Here is a 23,634-nt window from a genome sequence, read left to right as displayed (position 1 = left end):
AGGCGGCCAAGGTCAGGACAGTCGAAAGGCGGGCAGGGGCGGGATTGACGCGACCGACTGACTAGAATTAGGTTCTAGTACCGACCGGTCGGTATCTTGTGAGGAGCGCGTAAATGCAGGCAGCGGCGCGGCAGGCGGCTCGGCAGGCATGGCGGCGGCTGGAGCCGGTGCACAGCATGATCTACTTCGTGCCGGAGGGCGGCCGGCGCTACGCCGAGCTCGGCCTCAAGGGCATGGCGGGCTACTTCGCCTCGCGCGGCGCGGTCTTCGGGCGCGCATCAGCCGAGCTGGTAATCGCCACGTTCTACAACTTCAACCCCGACCTCGTGCGGAAGTCGCTGCCCGCCGCATGGGATGTGGTGACGCCCGAGCAGATCCTCGACGCCAGGCACCGGGCCGCAGGTGAGGCACTGCGCCGCGCCCGGATCCACGAGCTGCCCGGGCTGGACGAGACCCTCGCCCTCGCCCGGCGCGCCGCCGAGGCGGCCACCCAGCACCTCCACGGCCGCCCGCTGTTCGCCGCCCATGTCACCCTGCCGTGGCCGGACGAGCCGATCGACCAGCTGTGGCACGCCCAGACCCTGCTCCGCGAGTTCCGCGGCGACGGGCACATCGCGGCGCTGGCCAGCGAGGGAGTGAGCGGGTTGGAGGCCCTCATCCTGCACGCCGCCAGTGGCGACGTCCCGCCCGCGTTCCTCAAGATCAGCAGGGCCTGGCCGGAGGAGGAGTGGGACGCCACCGAGGAACGGCTGCGTGAGCGCGGCCTCCTCGACGGCGACACGCTGAGCGCCGAGGGCAAGGCCCTCCGCCAGCGCATCGAGGACCTCACCGACACCCTCGCCCTGCCCGCCTACACCGCCCTCGGCGAGGACGGCTGCGAGCGGCTGGCCGAACTGGCCCGCCCGTTCGGCCGCGGCGTGGTCGGCGCAGGCCTCCTCAACATCGGCAGCTGAGACCGCCGGGAGCTGAGCCCCCGGCAGGTGAGCCCGCCGGCAGGTGCGCCCGCCGGGAGCTGAGACCGCTGGGAGCTGAGCTCGCCGGAAGCCGGGGCTGGGGCCGTGGGGCCACCGCTCGCGGCCACCGCTCGCGCTACTTGATGATCACACTCGCTATTTGATGATCACGCGGTCGGTGGGGGCGCCGCTGTCGTCGGTCCAGCCGTCGTGGCCGTCGTCGGCCGTCCAGCCCTTGCCGCCGTGCCTGACCTCGGTGAGCCCGTAGACCTGCGCGTGGGTCACCGCCCACGAGGCGACCGACCAGCCCGTCCGCGTGCTGCTCACCCGGACCGCGTCGGACTCGGCTGGGGGCTTGGTCGGCTCGGTGGCGCTCACGCTGGCCGCCGGGTTCTCGACCTGGAGGCGGCTGCCGAACGCGCGGCGCAGCTCCCGGATCGCCTCCGCCCGCCGCGGCGTGGTCTTCTTGTCCGGCGCGAACCAGCACCGCACCGACGCCGGCGTACGGCCGGTGAACGCCTGTGCCAACAGCTTGCCCTCCGGCTCGTGCTGGGCGTAGGCGGTGCCGTCCGCGCTGCGCTGCACCTTCTGCGCGGCGTCGTGGAGGTCGCGGTCGAGGTAGTCCTTCACCTTGACCAGCGCGTCGAAGAACTTGCTCGTGGACGTCACCGGATCGCGCAGCTTGTGCGGAGGACCCCAACCTTGCGACGGGCGTTGCTGGAACATGCCGACCGAGTCGCGGTCGCCGCCGGGCAGGTTGCGGATGTGCGACTCCTGGATCACGGTCGCGTACGCGATCACCGCTGCCCGCTCGGGCAGTTTCTTGCGGTAGGCCACCGCGGCGATCGTCGCCGCGTTCGCCCCCTGCTCGAGGTCGAGCGGCATCTTGCCCGCCGCCGTTCGCACTTCGCAGTTGGACCCGTGCAGGTAGGGCCGGACACGCGCGAAAATCGCGTACCCGGCCACGCCGAGCACGAGCAGGAGGGCGAGCGTGATCCCCGTCACCCGCGCCCGTCGGTGATCCCATACAGCCACGCGACGACGGTACCGGGAGTTGGGCCCCAGTAAGCTCATGGGCCATGACCGAATCGTTCACCAGCCCGATCTCCGCCGCCATCGACGAGCTGTGGGAGCAGCGCGCCGAGCTCAGCCCGGATGACACCGAGGCGCGCACGGCGATCGTCGCGGCCGTCGACCAGCTCGACGCCGGCGAGGCCCGCGTCGCCCTCATCGACCCGGCGTCCGGCCAGGTCGTCGTCGACGAGCGTGCCAAGCGCGCGATCCTGATGAGCTTCAAGGTGCTGGGCATGGTGCGTTCGCAGGTGGGCGACTTCGCGTACCACGACCGCATCCCGCTCAAGAGCCGCCTGGAGGGCGTGCGCGTGGTCCCGGGCGCGATCGCCCGCTGGGGCTCCTACCTGGCGCCCGGCGTGGTGCTGATGCCCTCGTTCACCAACATCGGCGCGTACGTCGACAGCGGCACGATGGTCGACACGTGGGCGACGGTCGGCTCGTGCGCGCAGGTCGGCAAGAACGTGCACCTGTCGGGCGGCGTCGGCATCGGCGGCGTCCTGGAGCCCCCGAACGCCGTCCCGGTCATCGTCGAGGACGAGGCCATGATCGGCAGCCGGTCGATGATCGTCGAGGGTGCCCGGGTCGGCAAGGGCGCGGTGGTCGGCTCCGGCACCAACCTGTCGGCCTCGATGCCGGTGATCGACGTCGAGACCGGCGAGGAGATCAGCCGCGGCCGCATCCCCGACTGGTGTGTGGCGGTCGGCGGCACCCGGCTCAAGGAGTTCAAGGGCGGCACGTTCGGCATGCCCGCCGTGCTGATCCTCAAGCGCCTGGAAGAGGGCCAGCGGCACAACAAGGCCGAGCTCAACGACATCCTTCGCGATCACGGCATCAACACCTGATCTCGCGCGAGCGCGAAGGGCGCCCGGAGCCGGCTGGCACCGGGCGCCCTTCTCATGCCGCCGGTAGGGTTGGCGGTCATGCGGCTTGACCTCTCTTTGGACGTGGCGGACCTGACGGCGGCGATCGTCGACATCGAGTCGGTGAGCGGGAACGAGAAGGAACTCGCCGACGCGGTGGAGGAGGCGCTGCGCGCGTTGCCGCATCTGTACGTGGATCGCGTCGGTGAGAACGTGATCGCCCGTACCGCACTGGACCGGGCCGAACGCGTCGTCCTGGCCGGGCACCTCGACACCGTGCCGCTCAACGGCAATCTGCCCTCGCGGGTGGAGGGCGGCAGGCTCTACGGGTGCGGGACGACCGACATGAAGAGCGGCGTCGCGGTGGCGTTGAAGCTGGCCGCCACCGTCATCGAGCCGACCCGCGACGTCACGTACCTCTTCTACGACTGCGAGGAGATCGAAGCGGAGCGGAACGGGCTCAGGCGGCTGGCCGAGGCCCGTCCCGAGTTGCTCGCCGGGGACTTCGCGGTGCTGATGGAGCCGACCGCGGCGCTGATCGAGGGCGGCTGCCAGGGCACGATCCGGGTCGAGGTCACCGCGCGCGGGGCGCGGGCACACAGCGCGCGGGCGTGGATGGGGTCGAACGCCATCCACACGGCCGCCGAGATCCTGGACGTGCTGCGTTCGTACGAGCCGACGCAGCCTGTCGTGGACGGGCTGGAATACCGCGAGGGGCTCAACGCCGTCTTCATCCGGGGCGGGGTCGCGGGGAACGTGATCCCCGACGAGTGCGTGGTCACCGTCAACTACCGGTTCGCGCCCGACAAGACGCTGGACGGTGCCGAGGCGTACCTGCGGGAGTTGTTCGAGGGCTTCGAGGTCAAGGTCACCGACGGGTCATCGGCGGCGCGGCCGGGACTGACGCACCCGGCGGCCGCGGCGTTCGTGGCGGCGACCGGGGCGGAGGTCCGCGCCAAGCTGGGGTGGACGGACGTGGCGCGCTTCTCCGAACTGGGCGTGCCCGCGGTCAACTACGGGCCCGGCGAGCCGACGCTGGCCCACACGAAGGACGAGTTCGTCGAGATCCCCTTGATCGCCGACTGCGAGCGCCGCATGCGCGCCTGGCTGACCAGCTGACCAGCTCACCACCAGACCGGCTGACCGGCTGACCGGCTGACCGGCTGACCAGCTGACCGGCTGACCGGCTGACCGGCTGACCGGCTGATGCCCGCCAGCCGGGCGGGCATGGCGAACCGGAGGGTTGGGTGGGCCTTTAGGCCTTCAGGCCCTTGAGGATGACGTCCGCGTAGACGTGGTGTTCGCCGGGGACGGCCCGGGTCGTCGCCATGGCCAGGCCGCACATCAGGGCCTGGAACTGCGAGTAGCCGATGTCGGCGCGGAGCGCGCCTGCCTTGTGGGCGCGGTCGAGCAGCTTGGTCACGTTGGTGCGGAGCTCGTGGTTCTCGATGCCCGTGCCGTTGTCGAGCAGCTTGCCGATGTCGCCGAACACCTCGCGCAGCCCGCGGTTGCGCACCATGATCTCGGCGCTCCGGCGGACGAACATGGCCAGGCCCTCCCAGGCGTCCGGGAGGGTGAGCGCCTCCGCCGCGTTGACGGCTCCCTCGGCCATCCACTCGTTGGTGAGCTCGTCCACCAGGGCCTGCTTGGTGGGGAAGTGGCGGTAAACGGTGCCGACTCCGACCCCGGCGCTCCTGGCGATGTCCTCCATCTGGGCCTCGGTGCCGTGCTCCAGAAAGGCCTCCCGCGCGGCGTCCAGGACGCGCTGCCGGTTGCGGCGGGCGTCGGCGCGCAGCGGACGGGCCGCAGGGGGGCCCGGTGAGGTGGGGGCGCCGGCCGTCACCTTGACGGCCGGGTTGGGCGAATCAGTCATCGGCTCCAGTCAACCACGAGTTGACAATCGGAATCCAGATTCCGTATTCTTCGGCCGCGTTAAGTGGAACCGGAATTCAACTTCCAGTTAGGAGCCGTCCATGCCACCGGACGTCCATCGAAACCACCGTGGGCTTGCGCTCGCCCTGCTCGTCACCGTCCAGTTCGTGCTCGTCCTCGATGCCTCGATCGTGAACGTCGCGCTTCCGGCCATCGGCAAGGACCTGCACTTCGACCAGGCCGACCTGTCCTGGGTCGCCAACGCCTACACGCTCACGTTCGGCGGGTTCCTGCTGTTCGGCGGCCGGATCGCCGACCTCGCCGGGCGCCGCCGGATGTTCGTCGTCGGCCTGGCCCTCTTCACGGCCGCCTCGCTCGCCGGTGGCCTGGCGCCGACCTCGATGGCGCTGGTCGTGGCGCGCGCCGTCCAGGGGCTCGGCGCCGCCCTGGTCGCCCCGGCCGCGCTGTCGCTGATCATGACGCTGTTCGAGCCCGGGCCCGAACGCAACCGGGCGCTCGGGCTCTTCGGCGCCGTCGCGGGAGCAGGTGGCGCGGCGGGGGCGATCCTCGGCGGACTGCTCACCGACTGGTTCGGCTGGGAGGCCGTGCTGTACGTGAACGTGCCGATCGGCGCCGTCGCCATCGGCCTCGCCCCGCTGCTGCTGCCGGAGGCCCGCGACCGCGGCGTGCGCGGCTTCGATCTCCTCGGCGCCGTCTCGGCCACCGGAGGCGTGGCGTTGCTGGTCTACACGCTGGTCGACGCGAACGACGCCGGGTGGTCCTCGGCCCAGACGTACGGGCTGGGCGGGGTGGCGCTCGCGCTCATCGTCGCGTTCTTCGTCGTCGAGGCACGGGTGAAGCATCCGCTCGTACCGTTGAGGATCTTCCGGAACCGGGAACTGCGCGGTGCCAACCTCGTCGCGGTGGCGATGACCATGTCGATCTTCCCGATGTTCTTCGTGATGACGCTCTATCTGCAGCAGGTGATGGGGTACGGGCCGATCAAGGCCGGGCTCGGGCAGCTGCCGGTCGCGATCGCGATGGGCACGGGCGCCGGGATCGGCTCGCAGCTGGTCACCCGGCTGGGCTATCGCGTGCCGCTGGTGGCGGGACTCCTGGTCGCGGCGGCGGGACTTCTGTGGTTCGCCCGGATGCCCGCCCCGGACGGCGACTACCTGGCCGACGTGTTCGGCCCGGCGGTCGTGATGGGTGTCGGCGGCGGCATCGTGTTCGTCGCCACGACGATCGCGGCGACGGCGGGAGCGTCGGCCGCCGAGTCCGGCCTGGCCTCGGGACTGATCAACACGACCCAGCAGGTCGGCGGCGCGCTGGGGCTGGCCGTCGCGGTGGCGGTGTCCACCGCCGTCACCGAGGACGCTTTCGCCTCCGGTGAACGCGTTCCGTCGGTGGCCCTCAACGAGGGCTTCCAAGCCGGGATGCTGGCCAGCGCCGGAATCGCCGCGCTGGGCGCGCTGCTCGCTCTCGTGCTCCTGCCGCGCCGGACGGCGAAGCCCACCGCGCCGGAGCCCGAGCCCGTCCTCACGCCCTGAGGCGTGGTCTGCCGACCGGCGGCGAACCGGCTGCCTCCCGCCCTATGCGGCCGGGCGCCTGCCGGTCAGCGGATCTGTGGCGCTGTTTCTGGCGGAGTGGAGAACGTTCCTGTCCGGCGGATGGTCTGCCAGCGGAGCCGGGCACCCGCGACGGCTGTGACCATCGACTGGATGGTCACCAGGTACATCAGCTGCCGGTAGACGATCTGCTGGAGCGGGAGCACCCACAATGTGCGGAGCGGCTCGCCGTCCAGGCGCAGCGCGTAGGCCCCGGCCAGCGTCTGGAGCAGAGTGAAGAACAGCCATGAGAGCGCGAGCTTGCCCGGGTCCAGGAAGTAGAGGCCGTAGAGCGTGAAGATGTCCACGGCGGGGGCGAAGAGCGGCAGCGCCACCTGGAAGACGGTCAGGTAGGGCAGGCAGCGGCGGCCGAAATGCCCCGAACGGCCACCCTGGAACAGCGAGCCGCGGTGCTTCCACATCGCCTGCAACGTTCCGTAGCACCAGCGGTAGCGCTGGCGCCAGAGCTGGCGGATCGAGGCGGGCGCCTCCGTCCACGCCAAGGCGGACTCCTCGTACACGACCCGCCAGCCCTCGCGGCAGATCGCCATCGTGAGGTCGGTGTCCTCGGCGAGGGTGTCGTCGGAGACGCCGCCGACCGAGGCGAGCGCCCGGCGCCGGAACGCACCGATCGCGCCCGGGATGGTCGGCATGCACTGCAGGACGTCGAACATCCGCCGGTCGAGATTGAACCCGATCACGTACTCGATGTGCTGCCAGCGCCCGATGATCCCACCGCGGTTGGCGACCTTGGTGTTGCCGCTCACCGCGCCGACCTGCGGATTGACCATGGGGGCGACGAGGTTGCCGATGGTGTCGCGCTGGAAGACGGTGTCGCCGTCCACCAGCACCACGACCTCGGCCTGGGCGATCGCGATGCCGGCGTTGAGTGCGCTCGGCTTGCCGCCGTTGGGCTTGCGGATGAGGCGGACGCCGGGGATGTAGGTGAGGGACCCGGCGATCTCGGCGGTGCGGTCGGTGGAGCCGTCGTTGACCACGATCACTTCGATCGGCGCCCGGTAGTCGGTATCGAGGAGGGAACGGATCGTCGCCTCGATGCCCACCTCCTCGTTGTAGGCGGGCACGATCACCGACACTGGAGGGGTGAACGCGGGCTGGTCGCGCCGCGTACGGCGCCTCCGTAGCCGCCGGACCCGCCCGACGTGCACCCGGGCGAAGATCAGCAGGATGGCCAGCCGCAGCGCGGTGAGCACGGCCGCCACGGCGAACAGCAGCGCCAGACCGCCGATGATCCAGGACGAGCCGAGCTGGCCCCAGACCAGGGCCTTGCCGATCACCTTCTCGTCGGCGGCGGCGGGGGTGTTCCCCGGCTGCAGCCCGATCGCCTCGGAGACGGTGGTGAACTGGTATCCCTGGCCCGCCAGCCGCGTCAGGATCGCCTCGACGCCCTGGACGGTCTCGGTGCGGTCGCCGCCCGAGTCGTGCAGCATGACGATCGCGCCGGCTCTGGCTCCGGCGCCCGCCCCGGTGCCTGTCCCGGCGGCGCGTTCGACGATTTTGTCGATGCCGGGGCGGCCCCAGTCCTCGGTGTCCCGGTCGGTGAGCACGGTCAGGTAGCCCTGCTCGGCGGCGGCCTGGGCGGCCCGCCACTGCGGGCCGGTGAGCCCGGACGGCGTGGAGGAGTAGGGCTGGCGGACGAGGCTGGTGCTCCGGCCGGTGGCCCCGGCAAGGGCCCGCTGGGTGAGGTCCAGCTCCAGCTTGACGCGCCAGGCGGGGGCGGAGCCCATGTCGATGTGGGTGTAGGTGTGGTTGCCGATCTCGTGGCCCTCACGGATCATGCGCCGGGCCAGTCCGGGGTTCTTGGAGATGTTCGCGCCGATGGCGAAGAACGTGGCGTGGGCGTTGTGCTTGCGCAGCACGTCGAGCAGCTTCGGCGTCCACTCCGGGTCAGGTCCGTCGTCGAACGTCAGGGCGATCCTGCGGGGGAGAGGACGGGCGCTGCGGAGCTCGCCGTTCGTCAGGTTGAGCACCGAACCGGCGCGGGTGGCCGCAGCCGGTGGCTCACCGGCGGTCTCGCCGGGGCCACCGTTGCCCTCGCCCATCTGGCCGCTGGCGAAACCGTTCACGAGCAGAGCGATGGCGAGGGCCACTCCGCTGAGCAACAGCAGGATCCAGTGACCCTTGGGTTCGCGGTTCTTCACCAGTTTTAGCCGCTCTGTTCTTTCTTCTTCTTGCCGTTAGCCGGGGGTGAGGCCTGCGAATTGCCGGGCCGGGTCGACGTGGGGAGGGGAGTCGGCGTGGCGGCGGGCGGCGGCGTGGGCCCGGCGGTCGGCGGCACCTGGGGATTGGAGGTGGTGGACGGCTGGGGCGCCGTGGACGGGTTGCCGGGCGCGGGTGCTCCGTTCGACGGCAGGCCACCGATCGACGGGACGCCGTTGCCTGGGACCTGGTTCTGGGTGCCGCCGTTCGCCGTCCCCGTCCCGGGGCCGACTCGCCGGGGGGACTGGTCGCGGGTTCGCGACTTGCCGTCCGGCCCGCGCTTGTCGGCGTCGGTCGCCGTGTTTCCGGAGGGCCACGGGGTGAACGGCACCTCGGCGCCCGTGGCCAGGTTCACACCCACCACGGCGAGATATGCGATCAGCGCGATGCCGGCGAGGGCGCCGATGCCGCGGACGGTCAGGGCCCGGCGTCCGCTGCCGTCGACGAAGACGGGTCCCGAGGGCTCCGGGAGAGCCGGTGCGATGGTGACCGTGGTCACAGGCGCTGGCGCGGGTTCGTCGAACCGCCGGGTCGCGTCGTCGTTCCCAACGTGGGTTTCAATGCTCACGCAAACATCAGCGCCGCAACCATCTCCCGCGTCACACCCGGCCCCAAGCGCACGGGTGGGCACACGGTAGGACGGCCGGGAACGGTCGTGGCCATCGCGGGGTCGATCAGGTTAATCGTGGGAGATCGCCCTGGGCCTTGGCTACGGTGAGGTCATGACTTCCGAGTTGAGTCCCCGGAGCCGGCGCCAGGGGCCCGCGATGTTGCGGGGAAGGGCCGTACCGCAGACCACCACCGACCAGCGGTTGCTCGACGACCGCGGGCCCTCGGACTGGGTCCACGCCGACCCATGGCGGGTGCTGCGAATCCAGGCGGAGTTCGTGGAGGGCTTCGGCCTGCTGGCCGAGCTGCCCAAGGCGGTCAGCATCTTCGGCAGCGCCCGCACCAAGCCCGACTCCGAGGAGTACAAGCTCGCCGAACGGGTCGGCGCGCGGTTGGTGGACGAGGGCTACGCGGTGATCACCGGCGGCGGTCCGGGGATCATGGAGGCCGGCAACAAGGGCGCCGACGAGAACGGCGGCCTGTCGGTCGGGCTGGGTATCGAGCTGCCGTTCGAGCAGGGCATCAACCCCCACTGCGACATCTCGCTGGAGTTCCGCTACTTCTTCGTCCGCAAGACGATGTTCGTGAAGTACTCGCAGGCCTTCGTGGTGCTGCCGGGGGGCTTCGGCACCCTCGACGAGCTCTTCGAGGCGATCACGCTCGTGCAGACCAAGAAGGTCACGCGGTTCCCGATCGTGCTGGTCGGCACCGAGTTCTGGGGCGGCCTGGTGGAGTGGGTCAAGACCTCGCTGCTGTCCTCGGGGAAGATCTCGGCCGCCGACCTCGACCTCTTCCACCTGACCGACGACCCCGAGGAGGTCGTCCGGGTGATCGTCGAGGCGCACGAGAAGCACGCGCGGCGGCGCGAGGAGGAACAGGCCGTCCAGGAGGCGGTGGCCGAAGGGCGGAACGGCACCTGATGGGGCTCGCGGTCTGCGTGTTCTGCGCGTCCAGCAGCCGGATCGACGCGAAGTACCTGGACCTGGCCACCCACGTGGGCGAGGAACTGGCCGGCCGTGGCCACACCCTGGTCAGCGGCGGCGCCCAGGTCTCGTGCATGGGCGCGGTGGCCAAGGCCGCCCGGGCCGGCGGCGCCCGCACGGTCGGCGTCATCCCCGAAGGGCTGGTCAGCGTCGAGATCTCCGACGAGGACAACGACGAGCTGATCGTCACGCCCGACATGCGCACCCGCAAGGGCGAGATGGACCGGCGCAGCGACGCGTTCCTCATCCTCCCCGGCGGGATCGGCACGCTGGAGGAACTGTTCGAGGTCTGGACCGCGCGGGTGCTCGCCATGCACGAGAAGCCCGTCGTGATCCTCGACCCGTACGGCGTGTACGACCCGCTGCGCGAGCTCATGACGGGCCTCATGGACCAGGGCTTCGCCCGCGCGAAGATCTTCGACGCCATCGGCTGGACGGGCTCCGTGGACGAGGCGTTCGACTTGCTGGAACGCCCCCAACCCCGCATCGAGCCCACCCCCGAGGACTACGCGGAGGCCGAAATCTGAGCTGTGTGCTGGGGGTTTGTCATCCGACCTCCGGCGGTTCACTTCGCGTTCAGGGGACGCGGCCAGGCTCCGGCGTGATCCCCTCAACGTGAAGGAGTCCCCATGTCCGTGTCCCGTCGCGGGGTGATGAAGGGCGGCGCGGCAGGCGCGCTGTCCATCGCCCTGGCCGGCAGTCTCGAATCGGTCTTCCAGACGTCCGCGGGAGCCGAGGCCTCCGGCTACGGCCCGCTGCTCCCCGACCCGAAGGGGATCCTCGACCTGCCGGAGGGCTTCTCCTACACGACGCTCTCCGCCGAGGGCGACCTGATCACGGACGGCGCCAAGGTGCCGGGCAAGCACGACGGCATGGCGACCTACCCCGGCCGGCGCCACGACACGCTCCGCCTGGTCCGCAACCATGAGCAGACCGCCAGCGGCGTGAAGGCGGTCGCGCCCGCGGAGCTGGTGTACGACCCGGCCGCGTTCGGCGGCACCACCACGCTGGAGGTGGACCGGCACGGCAACCTGGTCGACCAGCAGATCAGCCTCGCCGGCACCGCCACCAACTGCGCCGGCGGACGCACCCCCTGGGGGACCTGGCTGACCTGCGAGGAGACCGAGGGTTTCGCCGCGCAGACCAAGTCGCACGGCTGGGTCTTCGAGGTGGACCCCCGCGGCCGGCGCACCAAGCCCGTCCCGATCACCGGCATGGGCCGGTTCGCCCACGAGGCCGTCGCCATCGACCCGCACACCCACACGGCCTACCTGACCGAGGACGCCAGCAAGCCGTTCGGGCTCTTCTACCGGTTCCGGCCGCGTGCTCACCGCGGCGAATACCACTCCTACCTGGAGGGCGGCCGCCTGGAGGCGATGAACGTCCGGGACCTGCCCGATCTTTCCGCGGTCCAGGAGCCCGGCACCACGTTCCATTGCCGCTGGGTCAAGGTGCCCGACCCCTCAGCGGCCGCCACGTCCACCCGCAAGCAGTTCGAGACCATCACCCGCAGCCAGAAGCTCGAAGGCGCCTGGTGGGGCCACGGCAAGGCCTACTTCGTCGCGAGCTACTCCCGTAAGTCCGACGGTGCCGCCGCCGACCACGCGGGCCAGGTCTGGAAGTACGACCCGCACCAGAACACGATCGAGCTCGAGCTGGTCTTCAAGCCGGGCGGCAAGTTCGACGGCCCCGACAACATCACCGTCTCCCCGTACGGCGGCGGCGTGATCCTCGCGGAGGACGGCGACGGCGAGCAGTTCCTCATCGGCACCACCCGCAAGGGCGAGCCGTTCGCGTTCGGCCGCAACGCCCTCAACGACAGTGAGTTCGCCGGGGTCACGTTCTCCCCGGACGGCCGCACCCTCTACGCCAACCGCCAGTCCCCGGGCGTGACCTTTGCGATCACCGGTCCCTGGCACCAGCTGCACCGCTGACGGATCGTCCCCCCGCGGTCACTGATCGCGGGGGGGCGTAGTCCGTGGTCATGCGCCTTCACCGTCCAGGACATGGCACGATCGTTCATGGAAAGGTGTAGACAGATCGGAGCATGATCGTGGTTGTGGTCCTCGTCCTGGCCGGCCTGGCCGTGCTGGGCGCCGTCGTCGTGCTTGCCATGGGCAGAGGCGGCGAGCTGGCCGCGACCCACCCCGACCACCCCCCGCTCCCGTTCCCCGGCCGCGCCCTCACGGGCACCGACGTGGCCTTGCTCCACCTCCCGCGCGGCCTCTGGGGCTACCAGGTCGGCGCCACAGACGAAGCCCTGCGCCGCCTCGCCTACTCCCTGGCCGAACGCGAAAGCCGCACAGCCGCCCTAGAGCAGCAGCTGGCCGACCTCCACCACCGCCTAGGCCTCGCCCCCGAGCCGCCCGTCGAGTCCACCCAGCCAAGCCTGCCCGCCGACACCCAGCCACAGCCCGCCGCCGACGCGCCGCCCTCCACGGATGCGCCAGAACAGCCGCCCACCGACGACCCGCCGATCGCGGAGCTGCCGACTGCCGCTGACGCGCCTTTCTCCTCGGAATCGCCAGCGGCAGAGCCGCAGCCTTCCGATGCGGGTTCATTCGAGGGAGCGTCTGCGTCATGGTCATCGCCCGGATACACCGAGCCGCCCACCGATGACCAGCCGCCCACCGATGACCAGCCGCTCACCGATGACCCGCCGCCAGCCGCGGAGCCGCCGACTGCCGCTGATGTGACCTTCCCCACGGAGCCGTCGCCCCCCGATGTGCCTTCCTTGGGGAATGTGTCTGCATCAGAGCCTCTGCCGGGCTTTAACGAGCCGGTGGCAGGGGCGCCGCTCGCTGATGCTGAGCGGGGAGTGTGGGATGAGCCGCTCACGGAGCCGCCCGAGCCTGAGCAGCCCGCCGACAAGATCCCGCCGACCGCCACCGATGCGCCTTCGTCCCCGGACCTGCCAGGGCCGCCGCCTGACGACGCAGAGCCGCCCGCTGCGAACGCATCCTCCGTTGTGGAAGCACCCGCGCCAGAGCAGCCGCCTGCCGATGGCCCGACGCCGGTCGCCACACCACCTGACGACGATCAGCCTGGCGACGCGGAGCTCGCCAGCAATGCATCCTCCGCTGCGGAGGCGCCTGGGCCGGGGTCACTGTCCGGTTCTAGCGACACGCCGGAGCAGTCGCCCGGCTTCATAGCGACGCCACCTGAATCGGGGTCACTGCCCGACTCTGGCGAGCCGGCCGCGCCGGAACGGTCGCCCGGCTATGACCAGCCGCCTGCTGGTGGGGAGGCGTCGGTTTGGGCCAAGGCGGAGGCGGCTTATCCCGGGGAGCGGCCGGTGAACAGGGAGGAGCCCTCGTTCGAGGAGGATGAGCTCTTCGAGGCGGAGCTGTTCGACGATCATGAGTCGAACGGGGCTGCGGTCGTGCGCCCGGATGAGCGTTCATGAGAGTCGCGGTCCATGCGGAGGCGTACGCGGCGATGCCTGCCGACACGGTGTTCGGGGTGCTGACCGACTGGCCCCGGCACGGGGAGTGGATGCCGTTCACGCAGGCCGAGGGTGGACACGAGGTCGGCGCCACGCTGAAGGGATGGACGGGCATCGGGCCTGTCGGGTTCCTCGACACCATGGTCATCACCGAGTGGTCCCCGGGACGGCGGGTGGTGGTCCGGCACACCGGGAAGGTGGTGCGGGGCGACGCCTGGTTCGAGGTGACACCGCTCGGGGTGGGGAGCCGGGTGCTCTGGGTCGAGCGCATCGACCTTCCGCTCGGGGTGCTCGGGCGGATCGGATGGCTGGTCATCGGGCCGGTGACGCGGGCTTTCATGCGGCTCGGGTTGCGGAGGCTGGCTGGTTTGTCGGAGGCGGACGGTAGAACGGGCGGATGAGCACTGCGATCCTGGGCGCGGACGGGCTCGCGCGTTGCCCGTGGGGCCTGTCGGCTCCGGACTATGTCGCCTATCACGATGAGGAGTGGGGGCGGCCGGTCACCGACGACCAGGGGTTGTACGAGCGGCTCTGCCTGGAGGCATTCCAGTCGGGGCTTTCGTGGTTGACGATCCTGCGTAAGCGGGAGGGATTCCGCGCCGCGTTCTCCGGCTTCGACATGGCGAAGGTCGCCGCCTATGGGCCGGACGACGTCGCACGGCTGCTGGCGGATGTGGCGATCGTGCGCAACCGGGCCAAGATCGAGGCGGCGATCGCGAACGCGCGGGCCGGGCTGGAGCTGGCGGGGGGCCTGGCGGCGACCGTCTGGCGGTTCGCCGATCCGGATGCTCCGGCGCCGAAGTCCACCGAGGATGTGCCGGCGACCACGGCGGGCTCGAAGGCCCTGGCCAAGGAGCTGAAGAAGAACGGCTTCCGGTTTGTGGGGCCCACGACCGCCTACGCGCTCATGCAGGCCTGCGGGCTGGTCGACGACCATCTGGTGGATTGCCACCGTCGCGGTGCCTATCGGTAGATCTTGTTATTCTCAGCGGTTTCCGGCCATATCTGCGGAGGATCCCTGTGGGCAGACGTCGTCGCGGTGGTGGCGCCGGAGCGGCCGGCGGGGGAATCTTCAAGAAGGTCGCCGGGGATCTGTTCCCTTCTTCGGGCGGGCGGCGCGGCGGCGGCAGCGGAGCCCCGGGCACCGGCGGCCGGGGCGGCAACGGGCGCGGGCGTGACGGCGGGTCGCGGCGGCAGGGCAGTGACCAGTCGCGGGCGCGCACCCCGGACAACTCCTCCACATCGCGTGACCCGATCAACGTCGTCACGGGCGAGGTCCTGCTCACCCAGCTGGACGCGGCGTTCGACGCCGTCCTGCCGTTCAACGTCACGCGCACGCATGTGTCCACGTACGGCGCCGGGCGTCTGTTCGGGCGTACGTGGGCGTCGTCGCTCGACCAGGCGGTGGAGATCGACGCCCAGGGCGTGCACTTCCTCGCGGCCGACGCGACGGTCCTGCGTTTTCCGGCTGCCACGGTGCCGAACGTGCAGTTCCAGCCGGTCGCGGGTGCCAGGCACCACCTCGTTCTGACGTCGGAGGGCGGCTACACGCTCACCGATCCGCTGGCGGGCCGCACGTTGCACTTTCCGCCGCCGGGTGAACGTTACGGCTGGTCGCGCCTGCCCTTGACGGCCGTCACCGACCGCAACGGCAACCGCGTCGACCTGGAGTACGAGGACGGCGTTCTCAGCGAGATCAAACACAGCGCCGGCTATCACGTCACCGTCGAGACCGAGGAGGGACGTGTCACCGCGCTGCGCCTGGCGGACGGCACTCTCCTCGTCCGGTACGGCTATGACGCGGCGGGCAACCTCGCCGAGGTCTTCAACTCGTCCGGACGGCCGCTGCGGCTGACCTATGACGAGCATGCCCGGCTCACCGGCTGGGAAGATCGCAACGGCTTCTGGTACCGCTACACCTACGACGAGCAGGGCCGTGCCGTACGAGGGCAGGGCACCGGCGGTCACCTCGACGCGACGCTCGACTACCGGCCGGACGAGCGCCGCACGATCCTCACCGACGGCGTGGGCAAGGCGACGACGTACCGCTACAACGAGGCCGGGCAGGTCGTGGAGGAGACCGACGCGCTCGGTCATTCCGTCCGGACGGAGAGGGACGCGTTCGACCAGGTGCTCTCCCGGACGGACGCCCTCGGCAACACCTTGCGCTACACCTACGACGACATCGGCAACGTCACGTCTGTGACGTTCCCGGACGGGCGGCGTACGACGGCCGAGTACGACACGCTCGGCCAGCCCGTCCTGGTCAGGCAGCCGGACGACACGTTCTGGGCCATGGAGTACGACGGGCGCGGCAACATGACGCGCCTCACCGACCCGGCGGGCACCGTCACCGCGTACGCCTACGACGACCGGGGCGGCTTGACGACGATCACCGGTCCCACGGGCGACCTGATGTACCAGGCGGCGAACGACGCGGCAGGGCGGCCTACCTCGATCACCGACTCGGCGGGCACGACCGTCCAGTACGCGTACGACCCGCTGGGACGGCCGGCGCGGATCACCGACCGGACGGGCTCCACGACGCTGGGCTGGACGGTGGAGGGACTGCTGGAGTCCAGGACGGTCTCCGGCGGGGTCGAGGAACGGTGGACGCACGACGCCGAGGGCAACACGATCGCGTACGCCGACGGCACGGGCCGGGTGGAACGCACCGAGTACGGGCCGTTCGACGTCCCGACCGCGACGATCCGCCCGGACGGAGCGCGGTTCACGCTCACCTACGACGGTGAGCTGCGGCTCGTCCGGGTCGGCACGCCCGAAGGCCTCACCTGGGTCTACGACTACGACGCGGCCGGCCGGCTGCGGACCGAGACGGACTTCGACGGCCGTACGGTGCGCTACGTCTACGACGCGGCGGGCAATCTGGAGTCCCGCACGAACGGCGCCGGGCAGGAGACGACGTTCGTCCGCGACGGGTTCGGCGCCATGGTCGAAAAGCGCTCCGGCGAGCAGGTCACGACGTACGGCTACGACATCATGGGGCGGCTGGTCCGCGCGACGGGCGGCGCCGCCGACCTGGTCCTGGAACGTGACCCGGCGGGACGGGTCGTCGCCGAGGTCTGCAACGGCGCGCGCGTTGAGGTCGCCCGGGACAGCGCCGGCCGTACTGTGGCACGCACGACGCCGACCGGAGTCCGCAGTGCCTGGGCGTACGACCCGCGCGGCCTGCCGGCCAGGCTCGACAGCATGCTGAGCCGTCACACGCAGACGGTGCGGTTCGTTCATGACGATCTGGGGCGGGAGGTCGAACGCCGGATCGGCGCGGGCGCGATCCTGTCGCAGCAGTGGGACGACTCCGATCAGCTCGCCACACAGACGATCTGGGCCGCGCCCGGGCCCGCCGATCAGGGCCGGGCACGGCTGCTCCAGCATCGTTCCTTCAGCTACCGGCCGGACGGCGCCGTCACCGGTGTCGCCGACCGGCTCGCCGGGGATCGTGCCTACGAGCTTGATCCGCGCGGCCGGATCACCGCGGTGCGCGGCCGCGACGCGGTGGGCGGGCGCGACGCGGTGGGTGGCCGCGACTGGGGCGAGCGGTACGGCTATGACGCGCTCGACAACATCACCTCGGCTGAGTGGCCGGCCGGGCAGGACGGCGCGGCGGGCCCGCGCGAGGTCACGGGCACGCTGCTGCGCCGGGCCGGGCGTGTCCGGTTCGAGTACGACGCGCAGGGCCGGCTGACACTGCGCGAGCAGGTCACGCTGTCCGGTCAGCGGCGGCTCTGGCGTTTCCAGTGGGACGCCGAAGACCGGCTGGTCGGCGTCGAAGTCCCGGACGGCTCCCGCTGGTACTACCACTACGACCCGCTGGGACGCCGGATCGGCAAGCAGCACGTGGGCGCGGACGCCGGTGCCGACGGGAGCGGTGTCGACGAGAGCTATGCCTACGCCTGGCATGGCCCCAACCTGGTCGAGCAGGTGCACCGTGTCCGGCCCGCCGGCCAGACGGGCTTCATCACCCGCGCCACGACCTGGGAATACGAACCGGGCACCTACCGGCCGCTCGCGCAGATCGAACGGACCACGACCCCGGGCTCGCAGGAGTGGGTGGACGAGCAGTTCTACGCGATCGTCGGCGACCTCGTCGGCACGCCCGTGGAGCTGGTCGGGCCCGATGGGTCGCTTGCTTCGCACCGCCGCGCCACGCTCTGGGGCGCCGATCCGGCGGGTGGAGAAGGCAACGGCGGCACCGCGCGATGCCCGTTCCGGTTCCCAGGCCAGTACTTCGACGAGGAGTCCGGGCTTCATTACAACTACCAGCGTTACTACGACCCCGCGACGGGCCGTTATGTCTCACCTGATCCGTTGGGCATGGCGCCGCAGCTCAACCCGCACGCCTACGTCGACAACCCGGCCAATTTCGTCGACCCGCTCGGGCTCGCCCCGTACCGGCTGTCCGACCCCAACCCGATGAACCGCCGCGACACCAGGAGGATCGGCCAGGAGTACGAAAAGATCAAGGCCCAGCGCGCCGCCGAGCGCAACGGGATCCCGTCACCGCTGGGCGAGCCCACGCCTCGCCGCTACACCCACTCGGACCAGGCCGCGGGCCGGATCCCCCAGGGGAAGAACGTCGGTGACCAGAAGGAGTTTGCAGGCCGTGAGCTGGGCCCGCAGAACAGGGCAAAGTGGCAGGGCGCCAAGGAGTGGGACGTCCCGGGCACCAATCACCGGATCCTCGAACTGCCGGACGGCAAACTGGGTTACGCGCTCGAACACGACTACGGGTCTCCCCAGCTCTTCCCGGGACCGTGGTACCCGGAGGGCGGCAGAGTGCCCAGACGGCTTGGGGGATGACGGTTGTGGGGGGATGACGGTTTTGGGGGATACGGCATGGCGCGCTATCGGCTGATCGCCGAGACCGAGGACGACGACGGGGTGCTGTGCTCGTTCGACGAGATGACGGGCTTCTTCGAGAGCACCTACGAGGAGGACGGGCGGCGCCGCGTCGACATTCTCGTTCGTTCCTACGAGCCGGGAGACTTCCTGCCTCGCGTGCTCCCGCGCCCGGACGCGGAGACGCAGGACGTCACCGAGTTGGAGGTCCTCGGACGGGACGAGTCGGTGCTCGGGCGCTATCTCTTCTTCGTCAGCCACGCCAAGTTCGTGCCGGAGGGCCTGTTCGTGTCGGCGTTCATGGGCGGGCATCCGCCGCTGCCGGAGGAAGAGGAGATCTGGGAGGTGCATCGGTCAGGGGGGCCGACGTCGCTGAATCTCTGGGCGTCATACGGCCGGTGGGGACGTCGCGCCTGGACGCAGGTGGCGTTGCGGCGGCATGTGCGTTCCGACGAGACTGACCGGCCTGACGGCGCGACGTTCGAGCTCGACGGCACCTTCGTGACCGAGAGCGCGGGCTTCTTCTGCGCGATGGGTGAGGCGGTCAACGGTCCGGGCGGCTACTACGGGATCGGCCTGGACTCGCTGTCCGACTGCTTGTGCGGCGGGTACGGCACGGCAGGCAGGTTCACCTTGGCCTGGAACGACTTCGAGGTCGCGCGCCGCGCCTGGACGCCGGGCGAACCTCCCGACCCCTCTCTCGACGAGGTACTCGATGTGCTGGAACGGGAGGGTGGCGTCACCGTCGAGCGCCGCTGACCAGGGGCGACTCCAGGGCGGTGGAGCTCCGGGGTAGAGCTGGCCATACCCCAAGACGGCGGGCAGGTCTAATGATCTAGGTTCGCGCGGCCGGTTGCCTGGACGGCATGACCACGCTGACCCGTCCACCGGCCATCCCACCGGCCCTCCCGCGCGCCGTCACCGCCCGCGCGGAGCCTCTCCTCTACGGAGGCTTCGCGATCTTCGCTGCCGTGACGGCGGCAGTCACTCATCTCGGCCCGCATCGGGTGTGGGGACTCTTCGCGGCTTCTGCGTACGGCCTCGCGGCGGTCTTCTGGCGAACGCGGGCGGCAGTCTGGCTGGCGTTGGGCGGTGCCGTGGTGCTGCCTCTCGCCGTTCTCGTGCTCGCCGGGCTTGGGCAGCCGGAGGTGGCGGTCGTCCAGCGTTCCGGGGAGCATCTGCTTGCTCATGGCACGCCCTACCTGAGCCCGGGTGAGCTGGCAGGCGGCTCATACGAGGCGTACAACCCCTACCTCCCCGGCATGGCGCTGCTCGGTCTGCCGTCGGCGATCACGGGCATTGACGCCCGGCTGGTGTTCGGCGGAGTGTTCCTCGCGCTGCTGGGGCGGCACGGCCGGATCCTCGCGGCCTCGCCGCTGGTGGCGTTGCCCTTGGTCGTCGGCGGTGACGATCTGCCGGTGATCGGCCTGGTGTGCGTGGGGTTCGCGCTCGCGGTACGGGATCGTCCGGGGCTTGCGGGCCTCGCCATGGGGCTCGCCGCGACGCTCAAGGCCACCGCCTGGCCCGCCGCTCTGGTCTGCCTGGCCTTGATCGCGGTCCGGCGGCGCGGGGCGCTGTGGAGCGGCGTGAGGTGGTACGGGGTGCGGTGGCGCGGCGTGCGGCGATACGGGGTGCGGCTGTACGGGGTGGTGGTCGCGGGGGTCATCGCGATCGGGGTCGGGGTACCGGCGTTGGTGGATCCGGCAGGGATGTTCGAGAACGTCGTCGCGTTCCCCCTCGGGCTCGCCGGCGTGGAGTCGCCCGCCGACAGCCCGCTGCCCGGGCATCTGCTCGCTGAGAGCGGCGCGTACGGGCACGCGGCGGCCGTGGTGGCCCTGGGGCTGGCCGCGCTGGGCATGGGCGTCTCGCTGATCGTCCGGCCGCCCGGCGACCTCAAGGCTGCGGCTTACCGGCTCGCCCTGGGCCTGCTGCTCGCGACCGCGCTCATGCCTGCGACCCGCTGGGGCTACCTCGTCTACCCGGCCGTGCTCGTCTGCTGGGCCTACCTGAACGAGCGCCGGAAGGAGGCGGAGCTGTGCCTCGCTGCCTGATCATCACCAACGACTTCCCGCCCCGGCGCGGCGGCATCGAGACGTTCGTGTACGAGCTGGCGCGCCGGTTCCCGGCCGGGGACGTGGTCGTCTACACGTCGACAGAGCCCGGCGCGGAGGCGTTCGACCGGGGCCTTCCGTTCCCTGTGGTCCGTGATCGTTCCCGGACGCTGCTCCCGACCAGGGCCGTCGCGCGCACCGCGCGCAGGCTGATCGCCGAGTACGGCTGCGACAGTGTGTGGTTCGGCGCGGCCGCACCGCTCGGGCTCCTCGCCGGGCGGCTTGGCGGGTTGCCGTCGGTCGCCACCACGCATGGGCACGAGGTGTGGTGGGCGAGTGTCCCGGGCGCCCGTCAGGTCCTCCGCAGGATCGGGGAGCAGGTAGGAACGGTCACGTATCTCACTGAATACACGCATGCCCGTATCGCCCCTGCGCTCGGCCCGCGCGCCCATACCGCCCGGCTGGTCCCGGGTGTGGACAGCACGAACTTCCACCCGGGCGTTGACGGAACGGTCATACGCGAGCGCTACGGGCTGGGCGATCGGCCCATGGTCCTCAGCGTGTCCCGGCTCGTTCCACGCAAGGGACAAGATCAGCTGATCCGGGCCATGTCTCGCGTCCGCCGGGCGGTCCCGGATGCGACGCTCCTGATCGTGGGGTCCGGGCCGCAGGACTTCTGGCTGCGGGGCTTGGCCGCGGACGACGCGGTCGTCTTCGCGGGCGGGCTTCCGCACGACGAGCTGCCGCCCTTCTACGCGGCCGCTGACGTCTTCGCGATGCCGTGCCGCAACCGGCGGCTCGGCCTGGAAACCGAGGGGCTCGGCATCGTGTTCCTTGAGGCGGCGGCCTCCGGGCTGCCGGTGCTCGCGGGCGACTCCGGCGGCGCGCCGGAGGCGGTACGGGACGGTGAGACCGGCTACGTGGTGGACGGCGGGTCGGTCACCGAGATCGCCGCCCGGCTGATTGAGCTGCTCACGGCCGAGGACGGCCGGATGGGCGAGCGCGGCCGGACGGGCGAGGGCCGCCGGATGGGCGAGCGCGGGCGGGCCTGGGCGGAGGCCGAATGGAGCTGGGACCGCTCGTACGACAGGCTCCGCGGCCTGCTTTCCCGCGCGTCGCCTACGGTCAGGGCATGACCGTCTGGCGCGCCATGGCACGGAACCCGCTGCGGTTCCTGCTGTCGTCGTGGCCGTGGCGTTCGATCGCCTACCTGGCGACCGGGCCGGTGATCGCGGTCGGGTGGCTGACGGTGGTGCTGGTCCTCGGGGCCGCGGGCGTGCTGCTGGCGCCGCTGGTGGTCGGCCTCGGGTTGTTGCTGTTCGTACCGCTGACGGCAATCGGGCTGGCGGCGGTCGAACGGCGGAGGCTGCGCTTGCTGGACGCGCGGCCCGCGCCGTCCCCGCACCGCGAACCGGCCACGCCGGGATGGCGGCCGTGGCTGCGGCTCCGGCTGCGGGAGGCCGCGACGTGGCGGGAGTTCGGGTTCGCGCTGTTGTTCGCGCTGCTCGGCGTGGTGGACGTGGTGGTGCCGTTCGTGATCATCGTGGGGTCGACGGTGCAGGCCGGGTCGGCCTATCTGGTGGCCCATAGTGATCAGCTGCAGTACGGGCCGTACGGGACCGTCGACCGGCCTGAGGAGGCGTGGGTGACCGTCGCCGCCGGCGTGGCGATGTTCGTGGTCGGGTTGTACGTGATGGCGGCTCTGGCCGGGGCCAGGGCAGCACTGGCGCGGGTGCTGCTCGTGCGGCCGGTCGAGGACGAACTGGTCGCGGTACGGGCGTCCCGGGCCCGGATGGCGGACGCGTTCGAGGCCGAACGGCGCCGGATCGAGCGGGATCTGCACGACGGCGCGCAGCAGCGCCTCACCGGGCTGATCATGACGCTGGGCCTGGCCCGGCTGGAGACGCCCTCGGAGCTGATCGACAAGGCCCAGCAGGACGCGCGGGCCGCGCTGGCCGAGCTGCGCGACCTGGTCCGGGGCATCCATCCGTCGGTGCTCACGGACCGGGGGCTGAGGGCGGCCGTGGAGTCGCTGGCGGAGGGGGCGCCGGTGCCGGTGGACGTGGACGTCGAGCTGCCCGGACGGCCGGACGAGGGGGTGGAGTCCGCCGCCTACTTCGTGATCGCCGAGGCCCTGGCTAACGTGGTCAAGCACAGCGGGGCGGAGCGGGCCCGCGTGCTGGCCAGGCACCAGAACCGGCTGCTGGTGGTGGAGGTACGGGACGACGGCAAGGGCGGCGCCCGGCCCGGCGAGGGCAGCGGGCTCCAGGGGCTGGCCGACCGGGTGGCCGTCTACGACGGCACGCTGCGGCTGTCCAGCCCGGCCGGCGGCCCTACGATCCTGCGGGTGGAGATCCCATGCGAGTTGTGATCGCCGAGGACTCGGTGCTGCTGCGCGAGGGCCTGAGCCAGATCCTCGGCCGGTTCGACCACGAGGTCGTCGCCGCCGTGGGCGACGCGCCCGGGCTGGCGGCGGCGGTGGCCGAGCAACTGCCCGACATCGTGGTCACCGACGTGCGCATGCCGCCCGGGTTCCGCGACGAGGGGCTGCGGGCGGCGCTCGCGCTGCGGGCCGAACGGCCGGAGCTGCCGATCCTCGTCCTGTCGCAGTACGTGGAGCAGTCGTACGCCTCCGAACTCCTCCAGACCGGTGGCGGCGTGGGCTACCTGCTCAAGGACCGGGTGGGCGAGGTGACCGAGTTCATCGACGCCCTCGACCGCGTCGCCGCCGGAGGCACCGTCATCGACCCCGAGGTGGTCCGGCGCCTGCTCTCCCGGCGCCGCGAGCACTCGCCGCTCGAACGCCTCACCGAGCGCGAACGCGAGGTGCTGGAGCTGATGGCCGAGGGCCGGTCGAACGGCGCGATCGCCCGGCGCCTCGTCGTCTCCGAGGCGGCTGTGATCAAGCACGTGGGCTCGATCCTGGCCAAACTCGATCTCCCGCCCGCTCCCGACGACCACCGCCGCGTCCGTGCCGTGTTGCTCTACCTGCGTGGCGACCATCCGGGAGGGGCAATGGCGGGCGCCGGGTAGCCGGGCAGCCGGATAGCCGGGTCTGCGGGTGCGCGGGCATAGCCCCGGTTCGCGGGCACAGCCGGGT

General features: G+C 71.2%; 20 protein-coding genes. 16 read left to right on the top strand and 4 right to left on the bottom strand.

Features of this window, described 5'->3' with window-relative positions:
* Window positions 1-113 precede the first annotated feature (113 nt).
* On the top strand, window positions 114-953 hold the full coding sequence (locus tag ACH34W_RS46745) for a hypothetical protein (protein ID WP_395967705.1): 840 nt from the start codon (window positions 114-116) through the stop codon (window positions 951-953).
* 156 nt (window positions 954-1,109) lie between these two features.
* On the opposite strand, the gene ACH34W_RS46740 is transcribed toward ACH34W_RS46745, so the two are convergent.
* Window positions 1,110-1,988, bottom strand: a complete 879-nt coding sequence (locus ACH34W_RS46740) for a hypothetical protein (protein WP_395967704.1) — start codon at window positions 1,986-1,988, stop codon at window positions 1,110-1,112.
* Between the two features lie 44 nt (window positions 1,989-2,032).
* Between ACH34W_RS46740 and ACH34W_RS46735 the strand changes: the two genes are divergently transcribed.
* Complete coding sequence (locus ACH34W_RS46735) at window positions 2,033-2,869, top strand: 2,3,4,5-tetrahydropyridine-2,6-dicarboxylate N-succinyltransferase (protein WP_395967703.1); 837 nt, start codon at window positions 2,033-2,035, stop codon at window positions 2,867-2,869.
* Window positions 2,870-2,947: 78 nt separating this feature from the next.
* Window positions 2,948-4,006 (top strand): succinyl-diaminopimelate desuccinylase, encoded by a 1,059-nt coding sequence (dapE, locus tag ACH34W_RS46730; RefSeq protein ID WP_395967702.1) that lies wholly within the window; start codon window positions 2,948-2,950, stop codon window positions 4,004-4,006.
* Between the two features lie 136 nt (window positions 4,007-4,142).
* Here dapE and ACH34W_RS46725 read toward each other — a convergent pair whose 3' ends face one another.
* The gene (locus ACH34W_RS46725; protein ID WP_395967701.1) at window positions 4,143-4,760 is read right to left on the bottom strand and encodes a TetR/AcrR family transcriptional regulator; all 618 of its coding nucleotides are present in this window, start codon (window positions 4,758-4,760) and stop codon (window positions 4,143-4,145) included.
* 100 nt (window positions 4,761-4,860) lie between these two features.
* Here ACH34W_RS46725 and ACH34W_RS46720 point away from each other — a divergent pair, with 100 nt between their 5' ends.
* Complete coding sequence (locus ACH34W_RS46720) at window positions 4,861-6,309, top strand: MFS transporter (RefSeq protein ID WP_395967700.1); 1,449 nt, start codon at window positions 4,861-4,863, stop codon at window positions 6,307-6,309.
* 65 nt (window positions 6,310-6,374) lie between these two features.
* Here ACH34W_RS46720 and ACH34W_RS46715 read toward each other — a convergent pair whose 3' ends face one another.
* Both ACH34W_RS46715 and ACH34W_RS46710 read right to left on the bottom strand, forming a co-directional pair.
* Window positions 6,375-8,528: a bifunctional polysaccharide deacetylase/glycosyltransferase family 2 protein gene (locus ACH34W_RS46715; protein WP_395967699.1), complete on the bottom strand. Its 2,154-nt coding sequence runs from the start codon at window positions 8,526-8,528 to the stop codon at window positions 6,375-6,377.
* A 5-nt stretch (window positions 8,529-8,533) separates the two neighbouring features.
* The gene (locus ACH34W_RS46710; protein WP_395967698.1) at window positions 8,534-9,154 is read right to left on the bottom strand and encodes a hypothetical protein; all 621 of its coding nucleotides are present in this window, start codon (window positions 9,152-9,154) and stop codon (window positions 8,534-8,536) included.
* A gap of 154 nt (window positions 9,155-9,308) precedes the next feature.
* Here ACH34W_RS46710 and ACH34W_RS46705 point away from each other — a divergent pair, with 154 nt between their 5' ends.
* From ACH34W_RS46705 to ACH34W_RS46650, 12 genes are all read left to right on the top strand, one after another.
* Window positions 9,309-10,115: a TIGR00730 family Rossman fold protein gene (locus tag ACH34W_RS46705; protein ID WP_395967697.1), complete on the top strand. Its 807-nt coding sequence runs from the start codon at window positions 9,309-9,311 to the stop codon at window positions 10,113-10,115.
* A complete protein-coding gene (locus ACH34W_RS46700; RefSeq protein WP_395967696.1) occupies window positions 10,115-10,705 on the top strand; it encodes a TIGR00730 family Rossman fold protein in 591 nt (196 codons plus the stop codon). The genes ACH34W_RS46705 and ACH34W_RS46700 overlap by 1 nt, the downstream gene beginning before the upstream one ends.
* A 102-nt stretch (window positions 10,706-10,807) precedes the next feature.
* Window positions 10,808-12,112 (top strand): alkaline phosphatase PhoX, encoded by a 1,305-nt coding sequence (locus ACH34W_RS46695; RefSeq protein WP_395967695.1) that lies wholly within the window; start codon window positions 10,808-10,810, stop codon window positions 12,110-12,112.
* 113 nt (window positions 12,113-12,225) lie between these two features.
* The gene (locus ACH34W_RS46690; RefSeq protein ID WP_395967694.1) at window positions 12,226-13,584 is read left to right on the top strand and encodes a hypothetical protein; all 1,359 of its coding nucleotides are present in this window, start codon (window positions 12,226-12,228) and stop codon (window positions 13,582-13,584) included.
* Entirely contained in the window at window positions 13,581-14,024 is a 444-nt protein-coding gene (locus tag ACH34W_RS46685) for an SRPBCC family protein (protein WP_395967693.1), read from the top strand. Before ACH34W_RS46690 ends, ACH34W_RS46685 begins: the two co-directional genes overlap by 4 nt.
* A complete protein-coding gene (locus ACH34W_RS46680) occupies window positions 14,021-14,596 on the top strand; it encodes a DNA-3-methyladenine glycosylase I (protein ID WP_395967692.1) in 576 nt (191 codons plus the stop codon). The genes ACH34W_RS46685 and ACH34W_RS46680 overlap by 4 nt, the downstream gene beginning before the upstream one ends.
* Window positions 14,597-14,643: 47 nt before the next feature.
* Window positions 14,644-18,444: an RHS repeat-associated core domain-containing protein gene (locus ACH34W_RS46675; RefSeq protein ID WP_395967691.1), complete on the top strand. Its 3,801-nt coding sequence runs from the start codon at window positions 14,644-14,646 to the stop codon at window positions 18,442-18,444.
* 36 nt (window positions 18,445-18,480) lie between these two features.
* Window positions 18,481-19,242: a barstar family protein gene (locus ACH34W_RS46670; RefSeq protein WP_395967690.1), complete on the top strand. Its 762-nt coding sequence runs from the start codon at window positions 18,481-18,483 to the stop codon at window positions 19,240-19,242.
* 107 nt (window positions 19,243-19,349) lie between these two features.
* On the top strand, window positions 19,350-20,534 hold the full coding sequence (locus tag ACH34W_RS46665; protein WP_395967689.1) for a hypothetical protein: 1,185 nt from the start codon (window positions 19,350-19,352) through the stop codon (window positions 20,532-20,534).
* Window positions 20,519-21,670 (top strand): glycosyltransferase family 4 protein, encoded by a 1,152-nt coding sequence (locus tag ACH34W_RS46660; protein WP_395967688.1) that lies wholly within the window; start codon window positions 20,519-20,521, stop codon window positions 21,668-21,670. The genes ACH34W_RS46665 and ACH34W_RS46660 overlap by 16 nt, the downstream gene beginning before the upstream one ends.
* Window positions 21,667-22,905, top strand: coding sequence for a sensor histidine kinase (locus tag ACH34W_RS46655; protein WP_395967687.1), 1,239 nt, complete (start codon window positions 21,667-21,669; stop codon window positions 22,903-22,905). The genes ACH34W_RS46660 and ACH34W_RS46655 overlap by 4 nt, the downstream gene beginning before the upstream one ends.
* Complete coding sequence (locus ACH34W_RS46650) at window positions 22,893-23,567, top strand: response regulator (RefSeq protein WP_395967686.1); 675 nt, start codon at window positions 22,893-22,895, stop codon at window positions 23,565-23,567. Before ACH34W_RS46655 ends, ACH34W_RS46650 begins: the two co-directional genes overlap by 13 nt.
* Window positions 23,568-23,634: the final 67 nt, after the last annotated feature.

This window comes from Actinomadura sp. 6N118 (assembly GCF_044326415.1).
GTDB lineage: Bacteria > Actinomycetota > Actinomycetes > Streptosporangiales > Streptosporangiaceae > Spirillospora.
Note: the sequence above shows the minus strand (reverse complement) of the source record. Positions and strands in the feature narration are given on the sequence as shown.